Genomic DNA, 11151 nt, shown 5'->3' with positions numbered 1-11151 from the left:
ATATCATGCCACAATACAAAGAAAAAAGTCGGCATTGGCCGACTTGTTACCTGTTGCCCCTGTTATAATATTCAAACAAATGGTCGCGAATGATTTTTTCCGGTGATTCTGTTGGTTCTTCGTTTTCAATGCGGTTATTTTCTGCCTCGTTCACTGAATCAGGCACTTCATACGCCAGGGAATAAGAAATCACGAAGAACTCCTCCCAACTTGTGAATGGATTTATTTATCTAAATTATATTATAACAACGGCAACATATCAACATCTGTATTAATACAGAAACACAAAAAAATGAACCCCTCCTGATGTCACGCTCAGAAGCAGCATCCACAGTGGTTCAATGCGCTAGAGCTCGAATCACTTTCTGTCCCCCTATCAAATCAAAAAAAAGCCACCCTGCATATAGGGTGACTCTCTATCAATCATATTGCACTAAAGAAACCACATTAAGCCCATCTAACTTCTTGCGGCCTTCCAGATAGTTCAGCTCAATCAGGAAAGCGGCAGCCACCGGCACTCCCTGCAACTGTTTCACCAAATCGAGCGTGGCGGAAATGGTTCCACCGGTAGCCAGCAAATCGTCCGCAATCAGCACTTTTTGGCCCGGTTTGATCGCATCTTTGTGCATAGCGAGCAAGTCCTTGCCATACTCCAAGCTGTAGCTGGCTTCAATCGTTTCACCGGGCAACTTCCCTTTTTTGCGAACGGGTACAAACCCGACTCCCAAAGCGTAAGCAAGAGGCGCGCCCACGACGAAACCGCGCGCTTCAGGGCCCACGATCACATCAATCTCTACGTCTTTTAACTGCTCTTTCAATTCGTCAATCGCCGCCCGGTATGCCGCGCCATCTTGCAAAAGGGTGGTGATGTCTTTAAACCGAATCCCCGGTTGCGGATAGTCTGGAATCACTCTGATTTTCTCTTTGAAGTTCATTTGCTAAGCCTCCTATATGTGTGAAAGCAATCGTTGACACCAAGAACTGGCACAATTCCAGATATGTCGAGTACACAAGGGTGCGAAATACTTCTTCTCGCTCTATCTGTTTTTGATACAGCACCGACTCAGTTAATGGTTTTTTGTTTGGATTGGGATGGATCTTGATTTCACCTTGATTGAGCGAAATAAAGCCACACTCCGCAAACACTTGAATCATAAAGGAAAGCGCCCGTTTTTGCAATCCTGTGACGCAAGCCAAAGACGAAAAATGTTTGGACAATGAAATTTTCTCCTTGCCGACCAATGCGCTGTACAGCTTCTTAAATTCTTCCCGGGTCGGGGTTTTGACCAGCATATCGTCAAATTCCTTATCACCGAACAACAGGTACAAGCGTTCAGCATCGGCAAAATAAGGCAAACTCTTTTTGCAGACCGACATGGTTGGCGGAGCTTGCACCCATACGACGCGCTTCGCCCGCTTGACCAGCTCCCCATCACATCTGCCTTGCCCCAGCGCTTCCCACGAAACCACATGATACTTGGCTCCCCGCAACAGCTCCTCATCTTCAGAACCGGCTCCGCAGACGAAGAGGCACTCCTCCGCATCCATATCCAAAAAGCGATCCAGTTGTTTACGGTTACTGCGCCAATCAAATATTTGCAAATGGGGAATGGCCACATCCTTGATAATCAACTGTGGCGAACGTTTGCCATTCCACTCGTTTACCTGCAATTCCCCCAATACGCGCAACCGGGCGCAAGGGGAAATTTCCTTCTCCATACCTCCCGCTCGGAAAGCAATGCCTTCTAGCAAGTGTTCCCCATCCTGCAAGATCATTTTGACATGCTCATTATCGCGCCCCATCAGTTGCAATCGCAACAACTTCAGATTGTCAAACGCGAACAGGGGAGTAGGGTTTCCCATGCCGTATGGAGCGAGCGCTTCGATTTGCTCGATCAAGTGCAATTGCACCCGCTCCAAACGCAACTCATCTTCCAGTGTAGTTTGCGGCACATAATCCTCGTCCGTCAACCATTGCTTTGCCAGTTGGCTGAGGTGTTGATGAAAAGGAACGATGTTTTCGACGGGCAAAGTCATCCCCGCTGCCATGGCGTGTCCCCCAAAATGCGGCAACCATTGCTGGCATTCCGCTAGCGCGCGGTACAAATGAAAAGCGGAAATGCTACGCGCGGAGCCTTTGGCTGTGCCTTTTTCCTCATCAATGCTCAACACGATCGCCGGACGGTAGTATTTTTCCACCAAGCGCGATGCGACAATGCCCACCACACCCACGTTCCACCCTTTTTTGGCAACGACGATGACATGTTGATGTCGCTCCTTATCCTGCTCCACTTCAGCAATCGCTTCTTGGGTCATCTCTTCCACTAATTCTTGCCGTTCCCGGTTCACCTCATCCAACTCTTCTGCCAACATCCGCGCTTCCTCTTCATTATCGGTGATCAACAACCGCACAGCCGAATCAGCCGAATCCAAGCGGCCGCTGGCATTGATCCGTGGTCCCAACGCAAAGCCGACATGGCCCGCCGTCACTTCCCGCTGGATGCCGGCAACTTCTAGCAATGCCCGCATCCCGGTCAATTCCCGTCGATTCATTCGCTCCAAGCCAAACGCGGCCAAAATTCGGTTTTCATCCGTCAACGGAACCAAGTCCGCAATAGTGCCCAGTGCCACTAATTCCAACCACTCTTCCGGAATGCGTCCCATTAGTGCCGTCGCCAGCTTGAACGCCACCCCGACTCCGGCCAACATCTTAAATGGATATGGGCACCCCGGTTTCTTGGGATTGATCACCGCATATGCATCCGGCAATTGCTCCGGCGGCTCATGGTGGTCAGTGATAATCAGATCGAGTCCGAGCTGTTTCGCCACCTCTGCTTCCATCACCGCGCTGATCCCCGTATCCACCGACACCACCAAGCCAAAACCACGCTCTTTTGCCAAGGCCAGCGCCTCTTTATTTATGCCGTACCCCTCCCGAAAACGATTGGGGATATAATAGTCGACATCCGCCTGAAGCGTTCTCATCACATGGAGCAACAAACTGGTGCTACTCACTCCGTCTGCATCATAATCGCCGTAAATGAGGATTTTCTCTTTGTCCGCTATCGCTTGCTTGATCCGCTCCACAGCAGCCTTCATTCCGTCCAGCAGATAAGGGTCGTGCAAATCTTCCAATTTTGGCTTGAGAAATTTGTTGGCTGCTTCACTATCATCAATTCCCCTTCGCACCAAGAGCCGGGCGATCAAGGGGTCTATTCCGCACTCGGCGGCCAGCTTGGCGACCACTGCCTCGTCCGGCTCCACTTTATGCCAACGCGTTTTTGCGTGCAACACGTTCACGTTCACCTCGCTTCGCGTCATTCATTATATCACAAAGCTCACAGAGGGCAGGAGAAACTTATTGTCATGAAAAGAGGCCGCAAGCATATCGCCACGGCCTCTTGAAGCCAGATTGGCGGTTATTTCGCCGCCACCGGCTCCCCTTTTTTCTTTTGCATCGCTTTCCATTTCCAGCCAATCCACAATGGGCTCGCCACAAAAATGGAAGAATACGCTCCGGAAATCAGACCAAACAACAGAGCCAAAGAGAAGTTTGCGATGCTCTCCCCGCCCAACAGCCATAAGGCAAAAGCGGCGAAAGCCACCGTTAACACCGTGTTGATCGAACGCGTCAAAGTCTGGTTGATGCTGACATTGACTACCTTCGCCAAGTCTTCCCAATTCTTCGGCTTCATCGTTTCCATATTTTCACGGATCCGGTCAAAGATCACGATGGTGTCATTGATTGAATACCCGATAATGGTCAATACAGCGGCGATAAAAACAACGTCCACTTCCAAACGCAACAGTGAAAACATCCCGATGGTAAACAGCGAGTCATAAACCAAGGCGATCACCGCCGCTACTCCAAACCGCCACTCAAAGCGGAATGCCACATACACCACGATACAGAGCGACGCGATCACGGTAGCCTTGATCGCATTGCTCGCCAATTCGCGTCCGATGATCGGATCTACTCTTTGTTCTTGTACTTTCGGAGTCAGGTTGAACGATTCTTGGAATTTTGTTTTGATCTTTTGAATATCTTGCCGTGACAGGGGCTTGTCCACACGGAAGATGACAATCTCATTATTCGTGCCGCCAATGCGGATGTTGGGATTCTTGTAACCCATTTCCTCCAGCGCCTCGCGCGCCTTTTCAATCTTTGCATTGGGTGCCAGCGAGATGTCCAAGCGGGTTCCGCTTTTAAAATCGATTCCAAGGTTAAGTCCTTGCCACACAAGGGACACAACACACACCACCATCACAGCCAGGGCGATGAGCAGATACGTTTTGCGGTGCTTGATGATGTCAAACTTATAGGTCACTGATCTCATCCTCCCTTACGCCAAACAATCCTGGCCGCTTAAGCAAATTGGATCGAACCAAGAGCGTCATCATGATCCGTGACAGCGCCACGGCAGTGAGGAAGCTGACGATAATCCCCACAACCAGTGAAACCGAAAAGCCCTTGACTGCGGAGGTACCGAAGATAAACAGCACAGCCGCGGCGATAATGGTGGTAATGTTGGCGTCGAAGATGGTCAGGAACGAACGCTTGGAACCCGCTTTGACCGCACCGGCGATGCTTCGTCCGATCCGGAGTTCGTCGCGAATCCGTTCGTTCATGATGATATTGGCGTCGACTGCCATCCCGATCCCCAGGATAAACGCGGCGATTCCTGGCAACGTCAGGGTCACATCAAGCAACATGAATGTCAACAGCACGAGGTATGAGTAGGAGATAATCGTAATCACGGCGATAAAGCCGGGCAAGCGGTACACACCAACGACGAAAATAAAGATGGCGATCAACGCGTACAATCCAGCAATCAAACTGTCACGCAACGAATCAGCACCAAGCGACGCGTCAACGGAGTAGCTTTGCACTTCTTTCAACTTCAGCGGAATCGCCCCGGCATTGAGCAAATCGGCCAATTCCTGTGCCTCTTTCACGTCTTTTTGCCCCGAGATCTGTGCATCTCCGCCTGCAATGACCGTTTGCACTTGCGGCGCGCTGAGCAGATGATCATCCAAATAGATCGGAATTTGTTGTCCCAAGTAGGTGCGCGTGATGTTTTCAAATTTCTTCGGGTCTTTCAACTTTAGCGTCACCACGGGACGGTTTAATTGGTCATAACCCACGCCAGCCCCGTTTTCCTTGAGGTCTTTCCCTTCCATTAATATCTTTTTGCCGGTGGGGTCACGAAAGGTGAGCTTCGCTTGTTTTCCAAGCATTTCACGCGCTTTGTTCTGGTCTTTAACCCCAGCCAGTTGCACGCGAATGCGGTTGCCCCCTTCAATGGTAATCTCCGGTTCGCTCACCCCCAACACGTTGATCCGGTTGTTCAACGCGGCAGCGGTGTCCTTCAGAGCATCCAGGCTTACATTTTTCTGTTCCGTTTCATACAGCACTTCAAATCCGCCCTGAAGGTCAAGGCCTTTGGTTATGTTATTCCATACATTGAGTGTGGTTGTGGCGACAATGCCCAGTATCACCACCACCATCAGGCAAAAAGCCACCAGTTTGCCCTTGCGAATCTTCATGGTTGCTCCTCCTTTTATGTATCACACCAACATTCTCATTATCCGGCGCATCTGGAGGAATGTCAATTTTCAAGGAGCGCACGAATAATGACAAATGGGCAAAGCCAATTTATATTTTCTCAATACTCTGTCTAACGAACGTCTAGTCTGATTGTAATGAATGTTTCCAACCCTGTCAAAAAAAACAGGGCGAACATTTCCAACTCGCTAGAAAATGTTCGCCCGTTTTTTATTTTTGCTCATCATCTTTATATACCGACAGCATCAGCCAGTTCATAAACCGATTCGCTTTTAGCGACATGATATCATTAACCAGGCGGTTTAACCGGGGCCAGCCGCGTCGATAATTTTCGGAGACGCAAGCCCAAATCTGTTCACCCGTCACATTCTCATAACCGTACATACGAAATTCGGCCGCTTTACTGTTGCAGAGATCCTCGATGCATGTCATCAATTCCTGCTCGCTCATGAATTCGCGCTGTGATTGCTTCTGCCGACTGACTGATTTTAACGATCCTTGTCTTGCCATGGTGTTCCTCCTCGCTCTGCGTATCAAAAACCTGCCTTTTGTTCATATCCTCTTTCGGTTTTTAGAATACAAAATCCTACCCGTACATTCCACAATTTTTTTGGCATGAGTCGCACGGACAAGTCATACGTTTTAGTAAACTTTTGTGAAAGAGAGGCCGAACTATGAAAAGCAAGGGATTTTTATACGGGACGCTGATTTTAGTCGGCGCAGGCCTTATCACTAAAATCCTTGGTTTTGTTTATCGGATCGCTCTTTCCCGCATCATCGGGGACGAAGGCATGGGGCTGTTTCAAATGGCGTTTCCCATCCTGGTTTTCACCATTGTGGTCACCACTGCTGGATTGCCGGTGGCCATCTCCAAATTGGTCTCCGAAGCTGAGGCAAAAAACGAAACGGAGCGGGTTCGCTCCATCCTCATTGTATCGATATTCATCGTCGTTATCACCAGTGTATTGATTACCAGTTTTGTCCTGCTGTTCGCTCCATGGATTGCCAAAACGCTACTTACGGACCAACGGGCAGTTTATGCGTTGCTCGGCATCGCGCCGATCATCCCTATCATTGCCATCTCTTCGATCTTCCGCGGATATTTTCAGGGGCGCCAAAACATGAGCCCTTACGCCATGTCCACCATTATTGAACAAACCGTGCGCATTTTCACGGTGTTGATATTAGCCACCATCCTGCTCCCTTACGGTGTTGAATACGCGGCAGCGGGGGCTATGATCGGCATGGTAATCGGCGAATTTGCCGGGCTTTTGTATCTGCTATATTCATTCAAACGAGATGATGGGCGTCCAATATTGCGTAAGCTCTCGTTTACCAAGAAACAACATTCGCAACAATGGCGCGAAAGCTTGCGCGATCTGTTGCGCTTGGCCATTCCTGTCACCACCAGCCGCTTGGTTGGTTCGTTTTCTTATGCGATCGAACCGATTGTCGTTTCGCAAAGTTTGGCTCTCGCCGGCATCGCCACAGCCGCGGCAACTGCATTGTACGGCCAATTGGAAGGCATGGCGATCCCGCTCGTTTTTTTTCCTTCATTCATCACTTATGCGCTGTCCGTTTCCCTCGTACCCGCGATCAGTGAAGCGGCAGCGCAAAACAATGCTCGCTTGGTTTCTCACCGCCTACAACAGGCCGTCCGCTTAAACCTGATCGTGGCCTTGCCAAGCGCCTTGCTCATGTATATGCTGGCGGAGCCACTATCCATCCTGCTCTACCGTCAAACCGATGTAGCACGACTAATCCAAATCATGGCTCCCTTCACTGTGTTGCATGCCATGCAAGGCCCGTTCGCATCGGTGTTGCAAGGATTGGATAATGCAAAAGCACCCATGCGCAATTCCATCATCGGAGCGGTAGTTAAGACCATCTTGATTTTTGCCCTCGCTTCTCAGCCGGCTTTGGGAATTGACGGGGTCGCTTTGGCCATCAATTGCGGCATTGTCATCGTCACGACCTTGCATTTCATCGATATATTGAAAGTCGTTTCCTTCCGTCTTCCTTTGAAAGATCTGGGCAAGCTGTGCGTCGCCACCGCGGCCGCAGGCTTGGTCACCTATACCTGCATCCATATGGAACACTGGCCCTTATTGGCCCAAACCGCGGCAGGCTTTTTCGGCAGTTTGTCCATCTACGCGCTGTGCCTGGTGTCGCTCTCACTGATCCGCAAAGATGACGTGCGGCGCATTCCCTATGTCGGCAAATGGATGGCCAAATGCCTGCCCCATTAACGCGTTGGGCGGTCCTTCCGGTCAATGTACAACCGCCCTTCGTAGTTCACCGCCGCATAAAACACCTCTTTAAAATCTTTCAATCCCCGCTTTTGGATTTCCGCCTTGAGCCAAAAGCGGTTTTGTCCCAACTTTTTGAGCCCTTCTTCCTGCACCTTCCCGTCGATTATCACGGGGATAGGCATCCGAAACTGTTTGAGATCCTGTCTTACATCCTCCTTGAATGCAGGCCGTTTCTCCTCTTTAGGAAACACGCTCAGCTTCCCTGTTGATTCCAACACCGCAAATTCCACATCGGAGACATCGGGAATGTTTTTTTCCCGCAACTGGGTGAGCAAGTCATCCAGATTGTATCGCAACTTAGCCATATTCTTGTCGACGATCTTCCCATTTTCAATCAACGTCACCGGCCTACCGTCTACCCAATTTCGAATCCGTTCGCTTTTAAGCGAAATGAAGGATAACAGTATTTGCAAAAAAGCTAACAGGATGATCGGGGAAATCCAGGTAATCAGCGGTTCCTCTTTGTTTTCGATGGCCATGGACGAAATATCGGCGATCATGAAAGAAACGACCAAATCAAAAATCGACAACTTGCCGATCTCACGCTTCCCCATGACACGCATGATGACTAGGAGAAACACATAAATGAATACGGTGCGCAAGAGGATGGACCCCATGTTTCGGCAACCTCCTTTCATCCAAGACTTACAGGCTCCCTGACATCGCTCCGCATGAGGTAATTCACCGGTTAGTTTCCGCAGCGCGATCCGTTTTTATGTCTGGCGCGGACAGTGATATTTTGGACTCGCCTGTCATAACATGTACCAACTTGCCCAAAGGAGGTCAGAGGATGAAAGAAGCTTTGTTTGACACTGCAAAAAAGGGATGGCAATCCCCTTGGCTTGTGGGCCAATGTTGGATCTGGGGAATCATTTTGTTCTGCTCTTTCCTCGCCGCGTTGGGCCTCAGATATACGTCGTTGCCGTCAGACAATGTAACAGCCATTTCCTACATTGTGAACGCAGGTGCTCTCTTCGCCGGCGGACTGGCTTCCGGACGCCGTGCAGGACGGAAAGGATGGATGATAGGCGGAATTCAAGGCGTGTTGTTCGTGTTGTTAGTCTGGCTACTGAGCTTCTTGGCGTTTGATGCGGCCCCGACCATCAACCCGTTGGCTTTTCTCTGCTTTGCCTTTGCCGTCGGTGGGTTGGGCGGCATGATCGGCGTAAACACCAAACCATGACCAAAACACAAACCGCCTTCCTCCGTCCAATGGAGAAGGCGGTTTGTTGTGCTAGGTTACCTATGTTACTGATTCCGTGGTGGGATACACTTTTTGATACGGTTTTCTCACTGACTGTTCATAAGCGGTGATGTGATCGGCGTGAAGCAGCGTAGCACCGATATCATCCAAGCCTTTCAGCAATCGCTCGCGCCGGTAAGGGTCGACTTGGAATTTCCATGTCGTGCCTTCATCATCCCGCACCAATTGGTCTTCCAAATCCACTTCCAAGCGGCACTGCCCCTGCCCCGCTTGTTGGAAAAGATACTCCACGTCCTTTTCTGGCAACACGATGGGCAACAAGCCATTTTTAAAACAGTTGTTGTGAAAAATGTCGGCAAATGAAGGGGCGATGATCACTTTAAAACCGTAATCAGCCAGTGCCCAAGGTGCGTGCTCGCGCGATGACCCACACCCGAAATTGTTGCGGGCAAGGAGGATGCTCGCTCCAGCATAACGAGGCTGATTCAAAACGAAAGTCGGGTCTGGTTCCCCATTGGGCAAAAAGCGCCAATCATAGAAGAGAAATTGTCCAAACCCGGATCGCTCCACCCGCTTCAAAAACTGTTTGGGAATGATTGCGTCCGTATCCACATTAGGCCGATCCAACGGTGCAACAATGCCTTGGTGACGAACAAATGCCTCCATCAGTTAACCTCCTCCAGCTTCTGTAATTGCCCTGGCTCCACAAACCGACCAGCGATCGCTGCGGCGGCAGCTGTGACCGGAGACACAAGATGGGTGCGCGCTCCCCGCCCTTGCCTTCCTTCAAAGTTTCGATTTGAAGTGGAAGCACACCGTTCCCCCGCCGGTACCACATCGGGGTTCATCGCCAAACACATGCTACAACCCGGCTCTCGCCATTCAAAACCCGCATTGATGAAAATCTCATGCAATCCTTCCTGTTCCGCTTGCCGTTTAACTTGTTTTGAACCGGGAACCACGATGGCCCGGACATTAGGTGATACCTTATGTCCTCGTACCACTTGTGCTGCAAGACGCAGGTCTTCAATCCGCGAGTTGGTACAAGAACCGATAAAAACGTGCTGAATTGGGATGTCCGAAATCTTGGTGCCGGGTTCCAACCCCATATAAGCCAACGCTTGCCTTGCCGCAAGCCGTTCCATTTCTGTGGGGAATGTATCAGGATCAGGTACGGTTCCATTGATACTCGTGCCCATACCGGGATGGGTTCCCCATGTGACCTGGGGTTCCAAAGCAGAAACATCAAACTGGATCACCCGATCGAAGACCGCATCGGGATCTGAAGCCAATTCCCGCCATAACTTTACACAGGCGTCGAAGTCCTCTCCCTTCGGCGCGTAGGGACGACCTTTCAAATAAGCAAACGTCGTCTCATCCGGTTCGATCAGTCCTGCCCGCGCCCCGGCTTCAATCGACATGTTGCAGATGGTCATCCGTTCTTCCATCGACATGGCTCGAACTGCTTCACCTGCAAATTGGATCACATGGCCTGTGCCAAAATCAACCCCATATTTCGCGATCAAACCGAGGATCACATCTTTGGCGGTCACACCTGGGCGTGGTCGGCCAGTTAATTCAACCAGCAGCGTTCGAGGCTTTGTTTGCCACAAGCATTGAGTCGCCAGTACATGTTCCACTTCACTGGTACCAATGCCAAAAGCCAGTGCACCAAATGCGCCATGCGTCGATGTATGGCTATCTCCGCATACAATCGTCTTGCCTGGTAGCGTCAACCCTAATTCCGGTCCGATGACATGGACAATCCCTTGTTCTTCGCTATGCAAGTCGGCCAAAGAAATCCCAAACGCCTCACAGTTCATTTGCAAGGTTTCAATCTGCTTGCCTGCTATCGGGTCTGTCACAGTAAATGGATTGTCGGTCGGCACATTGTGATCCATGGTCGCAAACGTAAGCTCAGGCCGTCGCACTTTCCTGCCAGCCATGCGCAACCCTTCAAACGCTTGCGGAGAAGTGACCTCATGCACTAAATGCAAATCAATATACAGTAGATGCGGCTTGCCTTCTTCCGCGACAACCACGTGTTGCTCCCAAATCTTATCAAACAT

At 50.3% G+C, this 11151-nt stretch carries 11 protein-coding genes; 2 read left to right on the top strand and 9 right to left on the bottom strand.

Annotation, left to right across the window (positions count from 1 at the left end; translation table 11 throughout):
- Nucleotides 1-46: 46 nt before the first annotated feature.
- From EDC32_RS16230 to EDC32_RS03755, 6 genes are all read right to left on the bottom strand, one after another.
- A complete protein-coding gene (locus EDC32_RS16230) occupies nucleotides 47-193 on the bottom strand; it encodes a hypothetical protein (protein WP_158283216.1) in 147 nt (48 codons plus the stop codon).
- 226 nt (nucleotides 194-419) lie between these two features.
- Nucleotides 420-935, bottom strand: coding sequence for an adenine phosphoribosyltransferase (locus EDC32_RS03770; RefSeq protein ID WP_102992091.1), 516 nt, complete (start codon nucleotides 933-935; stop codon nucleotides 420-422).
- Nucleotides 874-3294 (bottom strand): single-stranded-DNA-specific exonuclease RecJ, encoded by a 2421-nt coding sequence (recJ, locus tag EDC32_RS03765; RefSeq protein ID WP_246026837.1) that lies wholly within the window; start codon nucleotides 3292-3294, stop codon nucleotides 874-876. Before recJ ends, EDC32_RS03770 begins: the two co-directional genes overlap by 62 nt.
- A gap of 125 nt (nucleotides 3295-3419) precedes the next feature.
- The gene (secF, locus tag EDC32_RS16600; RefSeq protein WP_246026836.1) at nucleotides 3420-4328 is read right to left on the bottom strand and encodes a protein translocase subunit SecF; all 909 of its coding nucleotides are present in this window, start codon (nucleotides 4326-4328) and stop codon (nucleotides 3420-3422) included.
- Complete coding sequence (gene secD / locus EDC32_RS16595; protein WP_246026835.1) at nucleotides 4318-5547, bottom strand: protein translocase subunit SecD; 1230 nt, start codon at nucleotides 5545-5547, stop codon at nucleotides 4318-4320. Before secD ends, secF begins: the two co-directional genes overlap by 11 nt.
- A gap of 229 nt (nucleotides 5548-5776) precedes the next feature.
- Nucleotides 5777-6076, bottom strand: a complete 300-nt coding sequence (locus tag EDC32_RS03755; protein ID WP_022736099.1) for a post-transcriptional regulator — start codon at nucleotides 6074-6076, stop codon at nucleotides 5777-5779.
- A 164-nt stretch (nucleotides 6077-6240) separates the two neighbouring features.
- Between EDC32_RS03755 and spoVB the strand changes: the two genes are divergently transcribed.
- Nucleotides 6241-7815: a stage V sporulation protein B gene (spoVB, locus tag EDC32_RS03750; protein ID WP_132220064.1), complete on the top strand. Its 1575-nt coding sequence runs from the start codon at nucleotides 6241-6243 to the stop codon at nucleotides 7813-7815.
- Here the strand turns inward: spoVB and EDC32_RS03745 are convergent.
- Entirely contained in the window at nucleotides 7812-8495 is a 684-nt protein-coding gene (locus EDC32_RS03745; protein WP_022736097.1) for a DUF421 domain-containing protein, read from the bottom strand. The two genes, spoVB and EDC32_RS03745, sit on opposite strands and share 4 nt — an antisense overlap.
- A gap of 173 nt (nucleotides 8496-8668) precedes the next feature.
- On the opposite strand from EDC32_RS03745, the gene EDC32_RS03740 reads away from it, so the two are divergent.
- Nucleotides 8669-9061 carry a TIGR04086 family membrane protein gene (locus EDC32_RS03740; protein WP_022736096.1) on the top strand — a complete coding sequence of 131 codons (393 nt, stop codon included), beginning with the start codon at nucleotides 8669-8671 and terminating at the stop codon, nucleotides 9059-9061.
- Between the two features lie 60 nt (nucleotides 9062-9121).
- Here the strand turns inward: EDC32_RS03740 and leuD are convergent, their stop codons facing one another.
- A complete protein-coding gene (gene leuD / locus EDC32_RS03735; RefSeq protein WP_132220063.1) occupies nucleotides 9122-9748 on the bottom strand; it encodes a 3-isopropylmalate dehydratase small subunit in 627 nt (208 codons plus the stop codon).
- The gene (gene leuC / locus EDC32_RS03730; protein WP_054095500.1) at nucleotides 9748-11151 is read right to left on the bottom strand and encodes a 3-isopropylmalate dehydratase large subunit; all 1404 of its coding nucleotides are present in this window, start codon (nucleotides 11149-11151) and stop codon (nucleotides 9748-9750) included. The genes leuD and leuC overlap by 1 nt, the downstream gene beginning before the upstream one ends.

Origin of the sequence: Laceyella sacchari, from assembly GCF_004343255.1 — a bacterium.
GTDB classification, from domain to species: Bacteria; Bacillota; Bacilli; order Thermoactinomycetales; family Thermoactinomycetaceae; genus Laceyella; species Laceyella sacchari.
The sequence above is the reverse complement of the archived record's forward strand: the minus strand, read 5'-3'. Positions and strand labels throughout refer to the sequence as shown.